General features: G+C 69.3%; 17 protein-coding genes. 9 read left to right on the top strand and 8 right to left on the bottom strand.

The window, feature by feature from the left end; all coding sequences use genetic code 11:
* Window positions 1-208: 208 nt before the first annotated feature.
* From ACOZ35_RS08615 to sdhC, 4 genes are read right to left on the bottom strand one after another with little or no spacing between them, the layout of a single operon-like run.
* A complete protein-coding gene (locus ACOZ35_RS08615; RefSeq protein WP_424015960.1) occupies window positions 209-2,038 on the bottom strand; it encodes an FAD-binding protein in 1,830 nt (609 codons plus the stop codon).
* A gap of 53 nt (window positions 2,039-2,091) precedes the next feature.
* The gene (locus ACOZ35_RS08610; protein WP_149797819.1) at window positions 2,092-2,982 is read right to left on the bottom strand and encodes a succinate dehydrogenase/fumarate reductase iron-sulfur subunit; all 891 of its coding nucleotides are present in this window, start codon (window positions 2,980-2,982) and stop codon (window positions 2,092-2,094) included.
* Window positions 2,983-2,989: 7 nt separating this feature from the next.
* A complete protein-coding gene (locus tag ACOZ35_RS08605; protein ID WP_004596874.1) occupies window positions 2,990-3,361 on the bottom strand; it encodes a succinate dehydrogenase hydrophobic membrane anchor subunit in 372 nt (123 codons plus the stop codon).
* Between the two features lies 1 nt (window position 3,362).
* The gene (sdhC, locus tag ACOZ35_RS08600; protein WP_424015959.1) at window positions 3,363-3,788 is read right to left on the bottom strand and encodes a succinate dehydrogenase, cytochrome b556 subunit; all 426 of its coding nucleotides are present in this window, start codon (window positions 3,786-3,788) and stop codon (window positions 3,363-3,365) included.
* 219 nt (window positions 3,789-4,007) lie between these two features.
* Between sdhC and ACOZ35_RS08595 the strand changes: the two genes are divergently transcribed.
* From ACOZ35_RS08595 to ACOZ35_RS08580, 4 genes are all read left to right on the top strand, one after another.
* Window positions 4,008-4,202 carry a cold-shock protein gene (locus ACOZ35_RS08595; protein ID WP_004596869.1) on the top strand — a complete coding sequence of 65 codons (195 nt, stop codon included), beginning with the start codon at window positions 4,008-4,010 and terminating at the stop codon, window positions 4,200-4,202.
* A gap of 172 nt (window positions 4,203-4,374) precedes the next feature.
* Window positions 4,375-5,106 carry a TetR/AcrR family transcriptional regulator gene (locus tag ACOZ35_RS08590; protein ID WP_424015958.1) on the top strand — a complete coding sequence of 244 codons (732 nt, stop codon included), beginning with the start codon at window positions 4,375-4,377 and terminating at the stop codon, window positions 5,104-5,106.
* On the top strand, window positions 5,103-6,479 hold the full coding sequence (locus ACOZ35_RS08585) for an MFS transporter (RefSeq protein ID WP_424015957.1): 1,377 nt from the start codon (window positions 5,103-5,105) through the stop codon (window positions 6,477-6,479). The genes ACOZ35_RS08590 and ACOZ35_RS08585 overlap by 4 nt, the downstream gene beginning before the upstream one ends.
* 580 nt (window positions 6,480-7,059) lie before the next feature.
* Complete coding sequence (locus ACOZ35_RS08580) at window positions 7,060-7,536, top strand: 50S ribosomal protein L11 (protein ID WP_006112818.1); 477 nt, start codon at window positions 7,060-7,062, stop codon at window positions 7,534-7,536.
* Window positions 7,537-7,628: 92 nt separating this feature from the next.
* Here the strand turns inward: ACOZ35_RS08580 and ACOZ35_RS08575 are convergent, their stop codons facing one another.
* A complete protein-coding gene (locus ACOZ35_RS08575; RefSeq protein ID WP_424015956.1) occupies window positions 7,629-8,360 on the bottom strand; it encodes a DUF4013 domain-containing protein in 732 nt (243 codons plus the stop codon).
* Window positions 8,361-8,467: 107 nt separating this feature from the next.
* Between ACOZ35_RS08575 and ACOZ35_RS08570 the strand changes: the two genes are divergently transcribed.
* Window positions 8,468-8,755 carry a transcriptional regulator gene (locus tag ACOZ35_RS08570; RefSeq protein ID WP_424015955.1) on the top strand — a complete coding sequence of 96 codons (288 nt, stop codon included), beginning with the start codon at window positions 8,468-8,470 and terminating at the stop codon, window positions 8,753-8,755.
* A gap of 12 nt (window positions 8,756-8,767) precedes the next feature.
* On the opposite strand, the gene ACOZ35_RS08565 is transcribed toward ACOZ35_RS08570, so the two are convergent.
* Complete coding sequence (locus ACOZ35_RS08565) at window positions 8,768-9,223, bottom strand: universal stress protein (protein WP_424015954.1); 456 nt, start codon at window positions 9,221-9,223, stop codon at window positions 8,768-8,770.
* Window positions 9,224-9,375: 152 nt separating this feature from the next.
* On the opposite strand from ACOZ35_RS08565, the gene ACOZ35_RS08560 reads away from it, so the two are divergent.
* Window positions 9,376-9,789, top strand: coding sequence for an RDD family protein (locus ACOZ35_RS08560; protein WP_424015953.1), 414 nt, complete (start codon window positions 9,376-9,378; stop codon window positions 9,787-9,789).
* A 35-nt stretch (window positions 9,790-9,824) separates the two neighbouring features.
* On the opposite strand, the gene ACOZ35_RS08555 is transcribed toward ACOZ35_RS08560, so the two are convergent.
* Window positions 9,825-11,711: an ATP-binding protein gene (locus tag ACOZ35_RS08555; protein WP_424015952.1), complete on the bottom strand. Its 1,887-nt coding sequence runs from the start codon at window positions 11,709-11,711 to the stop codon at window positions 9,825-9,827.
* Window positions 11,712-11,836: 125 nt separating this feature from the next.
* On the opposite strand from ACOZ35_RS08555, the gene ACOZ35_RS08550 reads away from it, so the two are divergent.
* From ACOZ35_RS08550 to ACOZ35_RS08540, 3 genes are all read left to right on the top strand, one after another.
* Window positions 11,837-12,172 carry a DUF7113 family protein gene (locus ACOZ35_RS08550; RefSeq protein WP_424015951.1) on the top strand — a complete coding sequence of 112 codons (336 nt, stop codon included), beginning with the start codon at window positions 11,837-11,839 and terminating at the stop codon, window positions 12,170-12,172.
* A gap of 118 nt (window positions 12,173-12,290) precedes the next feature.
* Entirely contained in the window at window positions 12,291-12,998 is a 708-nt protein-coding gene (locus ACOZ35_RS08545) for a DUF2270 domain-containing protein (RefSeq protein WP_424015950.1), read from the top strand.
* Window positions 12,999-13,053: 55 nt separating this feature from the next.
* The gene (locus ACOZ35_RS08540; protein WP_424015949.1) at window positions 13,054-14,412 is read left to right on the top strand and encodes a M28 family peptidase; all 1,359 of its coding nucleotides are present in this window, start codon (window positions 13,054-13,056) and stop codon (window positions 14,410-14,412) included.
* 92 nt (window positions 14,413-14,504) lie between these two features.
* Here the strand turns inward: ACOZ35_RS08540 and ACOZ35_RS08535 are convergent, their stop codons facing one another.
* Window positions 14,505-14,696: a hypothetical protein gene (locus tag ACOZ35_RS08535; RefSeq protein WP_424015948.1), complete on the bottom strand. Its 192-nt coding sequence runs from the start codon at window positions 14,694-14,696 to the stop codon at window positions 14,505-14,507.
* Window positions 14,697-14,722: the final 26 nt, after the last annotated feature.

The following is a 14,722-nucleotide window of genomic DNA, read 5'->3' as shown; positions in this document are numbered from 1 at the left end:
TCGACGATAATAAATCCCCCATTCAACAGTCGTCGAAACTACCTCAAATCGCCGAAGAGCGTCTAAAAACGCAAAATTCCTTATATTCGAGCGGGCAACGTCGATCGACGAACCGCAAATCGACGCGTATCGACGTTCGATTTCGACCGTCGACGGATAGGAAACCGTTAACGATCCGGATCGATCCGGGGAAAGCAGGCCGGCCGGCTCAGTACGAGCGGCTCTTCGGCTCGTACGTCTTGTTCTCGCCCTCGAGGACGACCGGCTTGTACCACAGCTCCGGCTCGCCGTCGTTCCACGAGATGAGCGTGTGTTTCAGCCACTCCTCGTCTTTGCGCTCCTGGTGTTCCTTGCGCCAGTGGGCGCCCCGGAACTCCTCGCGGGCGAGCGCGCCCATCGTCAGCGCCTCCGCGATGTCGAGGATGTTCCGCGTCTCGATGGTGTGGATGAGGTCGGTGTTGAACGTCCGCGACGGGTCCGACACCGCGACGTCCTTGTACGCCTCGCGGGCCTCGCGGAGGTCCGCCAGCGTCTCCTCCAGCCGGCCCTCCTCGCGGAACACGTTGACGTTGGCCGTCATCGTCTCCTGGACCGCGGAGCGGATCTCCGCGTGGTTGCGACCCTTCCGCGAGAGCAGCTCGTCGACGCGCGCTTGCGCCCGGTCGACGGCGCTCCCGACGACGCTCTCGGCGTCGGTCGCCACGGCGCCCCCGTCGGCCGCGGCGGGGTCCGAGCCGTCCGTCTCGCCGACCTCGACGCCGAACTCGTAGTCGGCCGGCTCCCAGTCGCTGGACCGGCCGGTCGTGACCTCGGCTTCGCCCATCTCCTCGCCGGCGGCGTGGCGGCCGGCCCGCTTGCCGAAGACGATGAGTTCGGGCAGCGCGTTGCCGCCGAGGCGGTTCGCGCCGTGGACGGAGGCGCAGGCGCACTCGCCGGCGGCGTACAGCCCGTCGATGACGGTCTCGCCGAACTCGTTCGTCTCGATGCCGCCCATCGCGTAGTGCTGCCCGGGCTTGACCGGCATCGGCTCCGTGAGTCCGTCCGCGCCCTCGAAGTCCTCCGCGAGGTGGAGGATGTTCTCCAGCCGGTCGAGGATGCGCTCCTCGCCGAGGTGGCGCATGTCGAGGTGGACGTACTCGTCCTCGATGCCGCGCCCCTCGTTGACCTCGGTGAGCTCGGCGCGGGAGACGACGTCGCGGGAGGCGAGCTCCCCGTCGTTGTTCGCGTAGCCGTGCTCGAACATGAACCGCTCGCCGTCCTCGTTGTAGAGGATTCCGCCCTCGCCGCGGACGCCCTCGGAGATGAGGACGCCGGTCGACGGCAGCGTCGTCGGGTGGAACTGGATGAACTCCATGTCCTCCATCGGGACGCCGGCGCGGTACGCCATCGCGACGCCGTCGCCGGTGTTGGCGACCGCGTTGGTGGTGTGGTCGAACACCTGCCCCATCCCGCCGGTCGCGAGGATGACGCCGTCCCTGGCGCGGAAGCCGCTGATCTCGCCGCTCTGGATGTCGTACGCGACCACGCCGTGACACGTCCGCTCCGCGGGGTCGTCCTCGTCGGTGACCGCGAGGTCCATCACGTGCCACTCGTCGTACACCGTAATGCCTCGTTTGACCACCTGCTCGTACATCGTGTGGAGCATCTGGTGGCCGGTCTCGGCGCCCGCGTACGTCGTGCGCGGGAACGAGAGGCCCCCGAACGGCCGCTGGGAGACGCGGCCGTCGTCCTCACGGGAGAACGGCATCCCCCAGTGTTCGAGGCGAATAACCTCCTCGGGGCTCTCCTGACAGAGCGCCTCGACCGCCGGCGCGTCGCCGAGGTAATCGGACCCCTTCATCGTGTCGTACGCGTGGTCCTGCCAGGAGTCGGCGTCGCGCAGCGCCGCGTTGATTCCGCCCTCCGCCGCGCCCGTGTGCGACCGGACGGGATGGAGCTTCGACACCATCGCCACGTCCGCGCCCGCTTCCTGTGCCGCGATCGCCGCCCGGAGTCCCGCCCCGCCGGCCCCGACGACGACGACGTCGTGTTCGTGCATTGTTGGTATGTAATTTCGTAGGTTCCGGAGTCCCTTGATACTGTCTGTCGGGTTTACCAGAACTTCAGGTTGTTTTTGACCGCCTCGCGCTTCAGCTCCTGGATGTGCTCGGTGAGGGGGATGTCCTTCGGGCACACCTCAGTACAGGAGAACTGCGTCTGGCACCGCCAGACGCCGTGCTCCTGTTCGATGATCTCCAGCCGCTTCTGTTTGATCTCCTCGCCCTCGCGCTCGTCCATCGCGAACCGGTACGCCTTGTTGATCGCGGCCGGCCCGAGGTACTCGTTGTCGCCCGCGGCGATGTTACACGAGGACATACACGCGCCACACCAGATGCAGCGCGTGGACATCTTGATCTTCTCGCGGTTCTCCCGGTCTTGGCGCTGCTCTTCGAGCTCGCCGTCCGGGTACTCGTTCGTCTGGAAGTACGGCTCGACGGCCTCCATCTGGTCGTAGAAGTGCTCCATGTCGACGACGAGGTCCTTCGTCACCTCGGCGTGGGGGAGCGGCTCGACGCGGACCGGCTCGTCGAGGTCCGAAATCTGCGTCTTACACGCCAGCTTCTGGCCGCCGTTGACGAACATCGCGTCCGAGCCGCACACCGCCTGCCGGCAGGAGTGGCGGAACGTGAGCGAGGAGTCGTACGTGTCGCGCGCGTACATCAGCGCGTCGAGGACGGTCATCCCCTTCGTGAACGGGACGTGGAACGTGTCGAACCGCGGCTCCTGTTTCCCCTCGACCTGCGGGTCGTAGCGGAACACCTTCAGCTCGACCGTGCTCTCGTCGGCGGCGGCCTTCTCGGCCTCCTCCTCCTGTCGCTGCTCGCGGCGCTCGGCCGCGCGGCGACGCTTCTCGGCGCGGCGCTCGTCGCCTTTCGAGGCCGGCTCCGTCTCGGCGTCGGCCTCGGTCGATTCCTCGGTCTGCTTCGGAATTTGCGTGCTCATGGTCGGTTCAGTAGAGTCCGATGCCCGCCCAGGCGTTCGCGGTGCGGATTCCCTGGGCGATCAACACGACGCTCGCGGCGACGAGCGTCCACTTGATCACGGTGCGTTTCGTGCCGGTGAGCCCCTGGTTGACTAAGGCGTTGTAGACGCCGTTGACCCCGTGGAACGTCGCGGTCACGAGGAAGAGGATCATCAGCGAGTAGTAGCTCAGCTGCTCCATCCGAGCCGAACTGGCGAGGAACGACACCTCGTCGGCGTGGTGGACGAAGTGGAGCAGGAAGAAGTGGAACGCCAACACGACCAGCAGGAACACCGCCGTGACCCGCTGGAGGAACCACATGCGGCCGCCCGACTGGAACGAGGAGTAGCGCTCGGCCATCTCAGAACGCCCCCGCGAGGAACGTCGGAACGGACGCGACGGTGATCGCTCCGGTGAGGATCAGCGACGCGTAGAAGCTCTTGTCCTGTGCGTCCAGCCCGATGCCGAGGTCGGTGAGGAGGAGCCGGGTCCCGTTGAGCATGTGGAAGACGGCGACGGCCAGCAGGCCGACTTCGAGGATGCGCACGAGCAGCAGCCCTTCCAGCGAGACGATGGTCTGGGTGTACACGTCGTTTCCGGCGGCGATCGCCGCCTCGCCGGCGCCGGCGGCCGGAATCCCCGTACTCAACACGGCGATGTGCGTGAACAGGTACCCGATGAGCACCCATCCCGTGAACTTGTGGAAGATCCACGCCCACATCCCCGCCTCGAACTCCCGCCAGCGGCCGAAGTCCTCGATGAGGCCTCGATTGTACGACTGACTCATACCTAACGGTTCTGAACCGGGGTCGTATAGTAGTTACTAACACGGCGTTGCTCGCTCCGGCGTCCCGGAACTCGGCCGCCTCTCGGGGGCGAGGCGGACACCCCCGAGCAGAGCCCGTGCGACGGCGTTTCCGTGCGACGGCGTTTCCGTGCGACGCCGTTCCACGCTGCGGGCCGTCGCGGAAGCCTTATATGTCCCACTCCCGCTTCTTCGGTCGCAATGGCGAAAGGCGAAGTTGATTTCTTCAACGACACTGGCGGCTACGGTTTCATCTCGACGGACGACGCGGACGAAGACGTGTTCTTCCACATGGAAGACGTCGGCGGCCCGGACCTCGAAGAGGGTCAGGAAGTCGAGTTCGACATCGAGGAGGCGGACAAGGGTCCGCGCGCGTCGAACGTCACCCGTCTGTAAGTCGGCGACGACACCCGAGGCGAATCGGCTTTTCGACTGTTCTCATCCTCCGAGCGGCGGCGCCGAAGCTCGTCTCGCCGCGAGCGACGGCCCCCGTCGGCGGCGGTCGGAGTCGCCGCCGGACGACCCCGACCGATAGGGATTTACCGCTCGCTGACTGACCGGTCAGTCAATGAGCGACTCGCCGAGCGCGGCAGCGGAGATCATGGACGGGGTGTACAGCGCCCTCCGCGCTCACGGCTACGCCGACCTGACGATGCAGGACATCGCCGACGAGTGTTCGAAGAGCAAGTCGCTGCTCCACTACCACTACGACACGAAGGAGGACCTGCTCGTCGCCTTCTTAGAGCACATCATCTCCGACTCCGAGGAGCGGATCGCGGCCCGCGCGGACGACCCGCCCGTCCACCGGTTGGTCCAGTTCGTCGGGTGGTTCGTCTTCGCGCCCGACGAGGCCGACCGCGAGGCGTTCCACATCGCGCTGCTGGAGCTGCGCACGCAGGGGCCGTTCAACGAGCGGATCCGCGAGCAGCTGGCGCGAAGCGACCGGCTGCTCCGCGGGACCGTCGCCGACATCCTCGCGGACGGCATCGAGGCCGGCGTCTTCCGCGACGTCGACGTCGAGGAGACTGCGGCCCTGCTCGTGGCGACCCTCGACGGCGCGCGGACCCGCCAGATCACGCTCGCCGGCTCCGTGCGGGACGACGAGCCGGACGGCTACACCCGCGAGGTTGCGGAGGCGGCGCTCCGGCGGATCGTCGGGCCGCTGCTCGCCGACGGGGTCGAACTGCCGCCGCTCGACGACGCGATCGACGAACTGCGGCGGGACGCCGACGAATCGGAGACCGAGAGTCCGGAAGCCGACGAACCGGGGAGCGACGGGACTTCGGACGACAGCGAATGACCCGCTTCGGGTTCGAGCGGCCGCCGCCGGTCCTGCTCGCGGTGATCGCGAGCACCTTCTTCGTCGGCTTCGGCGGCGGCGTCGTCTTCCCAATCTTACCGAACCTCGGCGCGGTCCTCGGCATCTCGGCGTTCATGGTCGGCGCGATCCTCTCCGCGAACCGGTGGGTGCGGCTCGTCGCGAACGCGCCGGCCGGCGCCCTCGTCGACCGGTACGGGACGCGCACGCCGTTCGTCGTCGGCCTGTTCGTCGAGGGGGTCGCCACGCTCGGCTACGTGGTCGCGCTCGCGATGCCGCCCGCCGAGTCGCTCCGCCCGCTCGCGGCATCACTGCCGTCGCTCGCGGCCGGTTCGGTGACCGTCGGCCCGGACGCGTGGTTCACCCTGATCGGGGCGGTCGTCGCGCCCGAGACGTGGTTCCTGCTCGCGCGGATCCTCTGGGGGCTCGGCTCCGCCGCGGTGTTCGCGACCGCCTACACGATCGCGGCCGACCTCTCCGACAGCGGCTCGCGGGGGACGAACATGGGGATCGTCCGCGGCGGGATCACGATGGGGTTCCCGGCCGGCCTCGTGCTCGGCGGGGTCGTCTCGGCGCTCGCGGGCAACGTCGCCGCGTTCACCGTCGCCGCCGCGTTCGCGCTCACGGCCAGCGTGGTCGCCTACCGGTACGTCCCGGAGACGCACGTCACCGGCGACCGCTCCGGGGACTCGATCAAGCCGTGGGAGGTCGACACCGCGGTTCCGGCCCTGACGGTCGGCTTGGTCAACTTCGGGCTGATGTTCGCGTACATCGGCGCGCTGTTCTCCACGCTCGTTCTGTTCCTCGGCGCCGAGGACATCTCGCTGTTCGGTCTCGCCCCGCAGGGCACCTCCGGGCTGTTCATGGCCGGCACGGTCGTCTCGGCCGCGTTCTTCATGCTCGTCGGCGGGCGAGTCTCCGACACCCGCGACTCCCGGACGCCGATCCTGCTCACGTTCCTCGTGGTCTCGTTCGTCGGATTCCTGCTGCTCGCCCGGGCCGGCTCGGTCCTCTCTCTGGGCCTCGCCTGCGTCTTCATCGGCGCCGGACAGGGCGGGACGAGCGGCCCGATGATGGCCCTGCTTGCGGACCTCACCCCCGACGAGCGGATGGGGCGCGCCTCGGGGACGAACAACGTCCTCGGCGACGTGGGCGGCGGCCTCGGCCCAATGGTGTCGCTCCCCCTCATCGAGGCGGTCGGGTTCACCCCTATCTACGCCGCCTGCGCCGCCCTCCCACTCCTCGCCGGGGGCGTGCTCCTCCTCGGCGTCCGCCGGGAGACCGGGACGTTCCTCCCCGGACGCGTCGCGGACGAGGCAGGTTCGAGCGACCCGTCGACGGTCGTCGACTCGTAGGCGAGGGCCCGCTCGACCCCGCATGGATACGGCTTATAAATGAACGTTGGCGGTGGCGCGTGCCTCCGAGTGGCCGCCAAAGGCGGCCGCGAGGAGCACGCGCGAGGGAGTCAGTCGCCGGAGCGAAGCGACGGCGACTGACGAGGTTGGGGAGGCGTGAGGTGCGGTGCTGTGCTGTGCGGGGCGGGACTCAAAGGGGCAGCCGCGAGGGCGAAGGCGGCCGCAGCAAGCACCGCAGCGAACGAAGTGAGCGAGGAGCGCAGCAAGGCCCCCGAGTCCTCGCGGCTGGGGCTTTGGAGGTGGTCACGGTTGACCCTCTGTCAACCGTTTATAAACGAGCGGCTGGGGCTTTGGAGGCGTTTGTCATCGATCCGCAGTTAACAACTTATAAGCGAGCGGCGAGAGATTCGGTAGCGTTCCACTCGGCATCGCGCGTTCTTTTATAAACGCACACTGGACAAGCGTCGCTCGCCGAACGGGTCGTTCACCGCCAGTTACCCGATATATAAGGTGTGAGAACAGATGACTCTCCCTGCTCGAAAGAACAACCGTTAAAAGTCGGCGACGGATTCGTACGGACATGGCTGGAACTATCGAAGCGCTCGTCCCCGGCGGGCAGGCCAACCCCGGCCCGCCGCTCGGTCCCGAGCTCGGACCGACGCCGGTGGACGTCCAGGACGTCGTCGCGGAGATCAACGACGAGACCGCTGCCTTCGACGGCATGGAGGTGCCCGTCACCGTCGAGTACGACGACGACGGCTCCTTCACCATCGAGGTCGGCGTGCCGCCCACCGCGGAGCTCATCAAGGACGAGGCCGGCTTCGACACCGGCTCCGGCGAGCCCCAGGAGAACTTCGTCGCCGACATGTCGATCGAGCAGGTGAAGAAGGTCGCCGAGCAGAAGTCGAGCGACCTGCTCGCGTATGACACGAAGGCCGCCGCCAAGGAGGTCGGCGGCACCTGCGCCTCCCTCGGCGTCACCATCGAGGGCGAGGACGCCCGGACGTTCGACGACCGCGTCGACGCCGGCGAGTACGACGACGTCCTCGACGAGTAACTCCCTTTTCGCGGCTCTCCGACTTTCGGCGCCGCTTTCGATTCCGACCCGTTACACCGCGGGCCCTTCCGACCCGTTATACCGCGGACCCGTTACACTGCGGGCCGCTCCGCGGGCTCCGGCTCGGGCGGTTCGGTCCCGACCGGCCGCACGTCGGCCCACGTCCAGCCGACGATCGCGGCCGCGGCGACGAGCGCGTAGAACTGGACGAACACGCCGGCGATCGTTCCGAGCACCGGGACCACGGAGAGCACGCCAATCGCGAGCGAACCGGCGAGGACGACGACCGCGGCGGTGACCCACCCGGTCGCGTACGCCCGCTTCGTGACGACGCCCCAGATCGTCCCGACGGCGAACCCGTCGCCGACGCGCCCCGAGTCTGCCACCGCGGCCAGCGCCGCGGGCGTCACGTAGAGCCCGACGAGCGACACGGCGAGGGCGACGAGCCCCGCGACGAGGACGAAGATCCCGACGGCGAACGTGCCGAGGAACGTCCCGGCGCCGCCGTCGCCGGTCCCCGGCACTACGACGAACGCGCCGAGGCTCACCGTCGCGGCGACCGCGACGACCGCGAGCGGCAGCAGCGAGTAGACGAACGCGACGGCGAACGCCTTCAGGCCGTCGACGAAGAGGTCGCCCCACTCACCGAAGACCGGTGGGGCGTCGTCGCCGTCGGCGGTCAGTCGCAGGACGCGCGTTAGGTAGCCGAAAACGAGTATCGAGGGGACGATCAGCGGACTCGCGAGGAGCAGGAGCCCGCCGATGATGACGGTGGTGACGGCGTCGTCGCCGTCGCGAAGGTAGATGAGCGATGCTTCTATCATGGTGGTTCTCAGCGTCCGCACGCGCCGTGAGCTATTAAAGTGGTACGGCGGCGTTCAGCGGCCACCGGAGCCGACGGATTTTATCCGACCCGACCCGACTCGCCGGTATGCCGGATCTACACCCGATCGCGAAGCGGATCCACAACGTCCAGCCCCGGCCCGTGCGGCTCGAACTCGACTCCGGCGAGAGCGGTGTCTTCGAGTTCTCGTCGACGGAGTTCTTCCAGCGGGAGTTCCGCGGCGAGGGCGTCCGGACCGACGCCGACCGGGACGCCGACTTCCGGCTGATCAGCTCCGACGACTACGAGCGGATCCTGCTCGGCCGCTCCGGGCCCGACGAGGAGGGGTGGTCGATGGTCGGCGAGATAGTCGCGGCCGAGCGCGCCGAGGAGTGATCGCCGACTCCCTCACCGAACGACAGTAACGGGCACCTCGGCGCGGCGCACGACGCCCTCCGCGACGCTGCCGAGGAGGACCCGCGAGAGCCCGGTTCGTCCCCGGCTCGCCAGCACGACGTGGTCGAACGGCTCACCGGGGTCCTCGCCGTCCTCCCCGACCGGCGCCTCGCCGCCCGCAACCCCGAGGATCGTCTTCGTCGGGCGCCCGACCTCCAGTCTCGTTGCGACCTCCCGGTCGACCGCGTCGACCGCCTCGGAGAGGATCCGCTCGCCGCGCTGCTTGGCGCTGGCGTACCACTGGTCGGAGGCCCCCGGGAACCCGCCCTCGGCGCCCGTCGCCGAGTCCGCGGGGTTGATCACGTGGAGCGCCGTGAGTTCGGCGTCGGGCCACTCGGCCGCCGCGAACCGCAGCGCTTCCGCGGCCTCCTCCGATCCGTCGACTGCGACGAGAATGCGTTTGCTCATACGCGGCGGTTCGCCCGCTCCGGCTAAAAAGGGCAGCGACGACTCCGACCCGGCGGCAATCCGCCGCGAGCGGCGGACGGCGGAACCGCTCGATAGCGGTGGCTGCGACGCCCGTCACAAAACACTTGCCGGGCGCCCGTTCAGCGACTGGTATGGGTAGCACCGCGTACGCGCAGTCGCAGCTGGCGTCGGTCACCGCACGCGGCGGCGCGTGGCTCATCGACATCGTCGCGAGCCTCGCCGTCGCCGCGGTCCTTTCGTTGGTCGTCGGCGTCGTCTCGGCCGGCCTCGCCGACTTCCTGTTCCTCCTCGTCCCGGTCGGCTGGCTCGTCGTGTCGGAGGCGGTCTGGGGCCACACGCCGGGGAAGTGGATCGTCGGAATCGAGGTCGTCGACGCGAACGGCGACGACGTCTCCGCAGTCGCCGCCGTCGTGCGAAACGTCACTAAGATCCTCGGCGGCGGCTCGCTGTTGCTGATCCTCGCCGGCGTCGTGTTCATTGCCGACTCTCGGGACAACCAGCGGCTCGGCGACCGGTGGGCGGACACGGTGGTCGTGCGGGCCTAACGGCGCCCCGCCGTCAGTCGTGTAAGACCCCGCCCTCAGTCGTGCCGCGTCACGCACTCCGAGAGGCCGATCAGCTCGACGGGCTCGGAGTTGTCCGGCGAGTAGACGACCATCTGCCCCTTCTCCATGTACGGGACCTTCCCGGCGAGGTTCGTCGGGATGTTCACGCTGGAGATCGCGTCCTCGTCGCCGAGGTTCAAGACGACCTTCGTGTTCACCTGCTTGAACACCGACTCGGCCACGTCCTGCGGGTCCTGCGTGATCAGGAACAGGCCCAGCCGCTCCTTGCGGCCCTGCTTGGCGGCCTCCGTGAACTTCTGGACCACCTTCTGCGCCTGGACGTTGTCGGCGTCGGCGAGGAAGTTGTGCGCCTCGTCCATCCCGACGAGCAGCGGCGTCTCCTTGATCCGGTCGCTTCCCGGGTCGTTCGAGAGCTTGTCGTCGATGAGCAGGCCCGCGACCGCGAGGACGACGATCTCCTTCTGCCGGGAGGTCGGCAGGTGGTAGGTGGGTACGACCGAGAGGCCGCCCGGACGCACGAGGGTGTGGTCTAACTCCGTGATCGGCTTCGCGTCCTGGTCGAACACGCCGCTCGGGACGCCCCGAACCCGCCGCTTGACGGCGTCGAACGTCGCCTCGTGGACCCGGCCGCTCTCGTGGAGCTCCTCTTTGAGCGCCGGGTCGTCGAGGTACGAGAGGAACTGGCTGTAGGTGCCCGAGTCGCCGTAGTTGTCGAAGAAGCGGTTGAGAAGCGTCAGAAGCGCGGGGTACTGGTTGTCGTTGAGCCCGGACCCCGCGACCAGCCACGGCATGTCCCGCGCGAGCGAGAAGGGGATCGTGAACTCGACGCGCTCGGCGCGGTGCCCCTCCCCGGGGTACGTCGCGTTCGCGACGCGGGGCACGAGGGCGACGGTGTCGTCGTGGCCGCCGTGGGCGATCCCCTCGCGCTCCAGCCGGCGCGCGAACGCGTCGTCGAGGTCGGGGTTGTCGTCGTGCATCTGCGCGTACTCGTCTTGCGGGTCGAACTGGACGACCGCCATCCGGGACTCGCGGCCGTCGCCCATCGGGTAGGTCCGGTCGGAGTCGAGGTACTGCCGGAGCACGTTCTTCGAGGCGTGGGTCTTCCCCGACCCCGTGCCGCCGGCGACGAGCGTGTGGCGGAACGCGAGCGGGTCGCCGTCGGCGTAGTCGTCCTTCACCCGGTAGTCGACGGTCGGGGGCTCCGCCGCGGTCCGGACCTTCTCGCCGCCGACCGAGAGGTGACCGAGGAAGACGCCGTCGTCGGGGATCTTCAGCCCGGTCTTGATCTCGGCGTCGTCGGCCGCCTCCTCGACGACGGCGCCGGGCTTTGGCACCCGGTCCGTCATCCGCCGTTTCATCCCCTCGCCCTCGCCGTAGACGACGGACATCGGTTCGAGGTCGGCGACGAACTTGTAGTCGCGCTCGGCGAACTCGTCGCGCCGCATCTGCCGGCGGGCGTGGATCTCCGTCGCGTCATCCGACTGGAACTCTTGTGCGTACTCCAGCCCCGTGATCCGGCAGAACAGCCGCTCGCCGTCTGGATACGGGATCAGGAGGTACTTCCCGAGCCGCACGGACTCGCGGTTCCCGGTCGTGACGAACGCCTTCAGCGACGTCTCGTCCTCCTCCTCGGCCACCCGAAGCCCCTGCGAGACCGAGACGACCCCGAGCCCCGCGTCGCTCCCGGCCGGCGTCGCGTCGTAGGCGGCGAACGCGTCCTCGGCGGGGTCGTCGCCGGCGTCCGAGCCGGACCCGCCGGCGGGCGGCGCGTCGGCCGGGGCGTCGTCGCGTCCCGACGCCTCGGTCGCGCTCCCGCCGTCGGCCGCGGAGTCGGCCTCGCTCGGCGGGTCGCCCTCGCCGTCGCCGTCTCCGGTGTACTCGGTGAAGTCCTCCAGCGTCATGGACTACTCACCGGTCGCCGGGCCGAAAGCGTTTGCCCTCGCGCCGCGAACGGCCGTCTCGGCTCCGACCGGCCGCGGAGCGTCGGTCGCGGGGCCCTTATCCCGCTCGACCCCGTACCCGTGGCATGATACTCGTTCGCGGCAGCGGCGGCGGGACGGACCTCACCGGCACGGTGTTCGAGCGCGGCGAGGAGCCGCCGGCGTACAAGGGCGCGCCGAACGAGGACGCGCCGTACGTGTGGGTGTGCGACGCCTTCTACGAGGTCGAGAGCGGCGGCTCGCCGCTCGTCGTCGACGGCGAGGAGATCCGCGTCGCCTTCGAGGAGCCGATGCCGCGCGGGTTCGACACCCGCGAGCAGGCGGTCGAGGCGGCCCGCGAGCACGTCCGGACGCAGTTCGCGCGGATCGGCGTCGACCCCGACGACGTTGCGGTCGAGGTGACCGCGGCGGACCCGGCCTGAGACGCCGCCGAACTTCGCCCCCCGCCGCCGAACCCCGGGTCCGCCCGCTACCGACTCCCCTTTTACCCGTCCCGCTACCGACCCCCCTTTTACCCGTCCCGCTTCGGTATTGGTCCGTATGTCCGAACCACCGAGGGACTTCGATCCCGAATCGCGGGAGGAGCGCGAGGTCGCCGCCGAGGCCGCGACCGACCGGTCAGACTTCCTCTCGCTGATGGCCCACACCTACCGCGGCGAGCTCGGCCGGACGAGCTCGTGGCGGACCCGCATCGATCGGACGACCAACTGGGCGGTCGTGGTGACCGCGTCGCTGCTCACGTGGACGTTCTCCAGCGAGTCGCGGCCGCACTACGTGCTGCTCATCGGGCTCGTCATGCTCAGCGTCTTCCTCGGGATCGAGACGCGCCGGTACCGGACCTTCGACGTTTGGCGGTCCCGTGTGCGGCTCTTAGAGGAGAACGTGTTCGCGAACGCGCTCGACCCCGAGGGCGTCGAGGAGTCAAACTGGCGGCGGCTCCTGAGCGAGGACCTCCGCGAGCCGACGATCAAGATGCCGAGCGTCGAGGCGGTCTCCCGGCGGCTCCGCCGGGTGTACGCGCCGCTCTTCTCCGTCCTCATCGCCGCGTGGGTCGTCAGGCTCACGGTGTTCACGCCGTCGGGGAACGGCGTCGTCGCGACCGCCGCGGTCGGCGCGATCCCGGGCGCGTTCGTGCTCGCGGTCGTCAGCGCTTTTTATTTTGCCGTGCTGGCGCTGACGCTGCGCCGGGCCCCGCGGCGGGCCAAAGGCGAGATGCAGGCCGCCGGGAACGGCGACGAGTGGAAGTGAACCGGGCGGCTCCGCTTCCCACAACCCCTTTTCGCCCGCGGCCCAACCGGATCGTATGACCGAGCTACCGGACCGCGTCGTCGGCGACGCGCGGACGAGCGACTTCGGGTGGAGCCTCCTCACGGACCTGACCGACATCGGAAACCGAATGGCGGGGTCGACGGGCGAGCGGCGCGGCGCCGAGCGCGTCGTCGAGGCGTTCGAGGCCGCCGGCCTGCGGAACGCCGGCCTCGACGAGTTCGAGATCCCCGGCTGGTGGCGCGGAGAGTCGTCGCTGTCGGTATCGGGCGCCGTGGAGCGACGCCACGAGAACTCCCACGAGGTGATCGCGTTACCCGGCACGCCGAGCGGCGAGGTGACGGCCCCGCTCGTCGACGTCGGCGACGGCACCGACGAGGAGTTCGCAGAGGCGGGCGACGCCTTGGAGGGCGCGGTCGCGATGGCCTCTTCGCGCACCCCGGACACCCACGACAGGTGGATCCACCGGATGGAGAAGTACGTCGCGGCGGCGGAACGCGGCGCGGTCGGGTTCGTCTTTCGCAACCACATCGAGGGGGCGCTCCCGCCGACCGGCGAGATCGGCTACCACAACCGACCGGGCCCGATCCCCGCGGTCGGCGTCTCGAAGGAGGTGGGCGACCGGCTCTCGCGGCTCGCCGGAGATCAGGAGGATGACGGCCCGACCGTCTCGCTCGACGTCGACTGCCGGAACGAGCCGACGACCTCGGTGAACGCGGTCGCGGAGGTCGGGCCGGACACGGAGGAGGCGGTGTACCTCACGGCGCACGTGGACGCCCACGACGTGAGCGACGGCGCCAACGACAACGGCGCGGGGTCGGCGCTCGTCGCGGAGGTCGGGCGCCTGCTCGCGACCATCGAGGACGACCTCGACACGCGGGTGCGGCTCGTCACCTTCGGCTCGGAGGAGATCGGCCTGTGGGGGGCGTATCACACCGCGGAGACGACGCCGGAGGAGGAGATCGCCTGCGTTGTCAACCTCGACGGCGCCTGTAGCTCGCGGAACCTCCGCGTGGGGACGAACGGCTTCGACGGGATGCGCTCGACGTTCGAGGCCGTCGCAGACGCGTTCGACGCGCCCCTGACGACCGGCGAGACGATCTCGCCGCACGGCGACCAGTGGGCGTTCGTCCAGGAGGGAATCCCGGCCGTGATGGCTTCCACGACGAGCGACCAGTCCGGGCGCGGCTGGGGGCACACCCACGCCGACACCCTCGACAAGCTCGACTCCCGCGACCTCCGCGAGATGGCGACGCTCGTGACCGCGGCCGTCTACCGGTTCGCGACGGGGGAGGTCGAGGCCGAACACCGCTCGCGGGAGTCGATTCGCGACGCCATCGACGAGGGGTACGTCGAGGAGCTGAAGACGGGCGGGCGGTGGCCCTACGAGGAGTGACGGCGACGGAGGAACCGGAGCGAGATAGCGGCGTGAACGGGTCCGAGTCCGGCGCGGCGGCTCGCGAACGCCTCGTCAGGCCGCCGCCCGACTCACTCCTCGTCGGAGTCGTCGCAGACGCCGAGCGGGAGCGAGTCGGGGGCGTCGCCGTCGGCGTCGAGGCCGGCGTACGCATCGTCGATGAGCCGAGCGACCAGCGTCTCGGGGCTCACGCCGCGGGCGGCGGCGAGGGCCGCGAGGCGCTCGTACTGCTCGTCCGGCACGGAGACAGTTCCGTCGTCCATACGCGGCGCTCCGTCCCGAAGCTACA

Origin of the sequence: Halorubrum xinjiangense (genome assembly GCF_049604745.1) — an archaeon.
GTDB classification, from domain to species: domain Archaea; phylum Halobacteriota; class Halobacteria; order Halobacteriales; family Haloferacaceae; genus Halorubrum; species Halorubrum xinjiangense_A.
The sequence above is the reverse complement of the archived record's forward strand: the minus strand, read 5'-3'. Positions and strand labels throughout refer to the sequence as shown.

What these genes read in the sequence shown, in the direction of transcription:
- ACOZ35_RS08615 (WP_424015960.1), bottom strand. Translation starts at nt 2,038, where the DNA reads ATGCACGAACACGACGTCGTCGTCGTCGGGGCCGGCGGGGCGGGACTC.
- ACOZ35_RS08610 (WP_149797819.1), bottom strand. Translation starts at nt 2,982, where the DNA reads ATGAGCACGCAAATTCCGAAGCAGACCGAGGAATCGACCGAGGCCGAC.
- ACOZ35_RS08605 (WP_004596874.1), bottom strand. Translation starts at nt 3,361, where the DNA reads ATGGCCGAGCGCTACTCCTCGTTCCAGTCGGGCGGCCGCATGTGGTTC.
- sdhC (WP_424015959.1), bottom strand. Translation starts at nt 3,788, where the DNA reads ATGAGTCAGTCGTACAATCGAGGCCTCATCGAGGACTTCGGCCGCTGG.
- ACOZ35_RS08595 (WP_004596869.1), top strand. Translation starts at nt 4,008, where the DNA reads ATGGCGAAAGGCGAAGTTGATTTCTTCAACGACACTGGCGGCTACGGT.
- ACOZ35_RS08590 (WP_424015958.1), top strand. Translation starts at nt 4,375, where the DNA reads ATGAGCGACTCGCCGAGCGCGGCAGCGGAGATCATGGACGGGGTGTAC.
- ACOZ35_RS08585 (WP_424015957.1), top strand. Translation starts at nt 5,103, where the DNA reads ATGACCCGCTTCGGGTTCGAGCGGCCGCCGCCGGTCCTGCTCGCGGTG.
- ACOZ35_RS08580 (WP_006112818.1), top strand. Translation starts at nt 7,060, where the DNA reads ATGGCTGGAACTATCGAAGCGCTCGTCCCCGGCGGGCAGGCCAACCCC.
- ACOZ35_RS08575 (WP_424015956.1), bottom strand. Translation starts at nt 8,360, where the DNA reads ATGATAGAAGCATCGCTCATCTACCTTCGCGACGGCGACGACGCCGTC.
- ACOZ35_RS08570 (WP_424015955.1), top strand. Translation starts at nt 8,468, where the DNA reads ATGCCGGATCTACACCCGATCGCGAAGCGGATCCACAACGTCCAGCCC.
- ACOZ35_RS08565 (WP_424015954.1), bottom strand. Translation starts at nt 9,223, where the DNA reads ATGAGCAAACGCATTCTCGTCGCAGTCGACGGATCGGAGGAGGCCGCG.
- ACOZ35_RS08560 (WP_424015953.1), top strand. Translation starts at nt 9,376, where the DNA reads ATGGGTAGCACCGCGTACGCGCAGTCGCAGCTGGCGTCGGTCACCGCA.
- ACOZ35_RS08555 (WP_424015952.1), bottom strand. Translation starts at nt 11,711, where the DNA reads ATGACGCTGGAGGACTTCACCGAGTACACCGGAGACGGCGACGGCGAG.
- ACOZ35_RS08550 (WP_424015951.1), top strand. Translation starts at nt 11,837, where the DNA reads ATGATACTCGTTCGCGGCAGCGGCGGCGGGACGGACCTCACCGGCACG.
- ACOZ35_RS08545 (WP_424015950.1), top strand. Translation starts at nt 12,291, where the DNA reads ATGTCCGAACCACCGAGGGACTTCGATCCCGAATCGCGGGAGGAGCGC.
- ACOZ35_RS08540 (WP_424015949.1), top strand. Translation starts at nt 13,054, where the DNA reads ATGACCGAGCTACCGGACCGCGTCGTCGGCGACGCGCGGACGAGCGAC.
- ACOZ35_RS08535 (WP_424015948.1), bottom strand. Translation starts at nt 14,696, where the DNA reads ATGGACGACGGAACTGTCTCCGTGCCGGACGAGCAGTACGAGCGCCTC.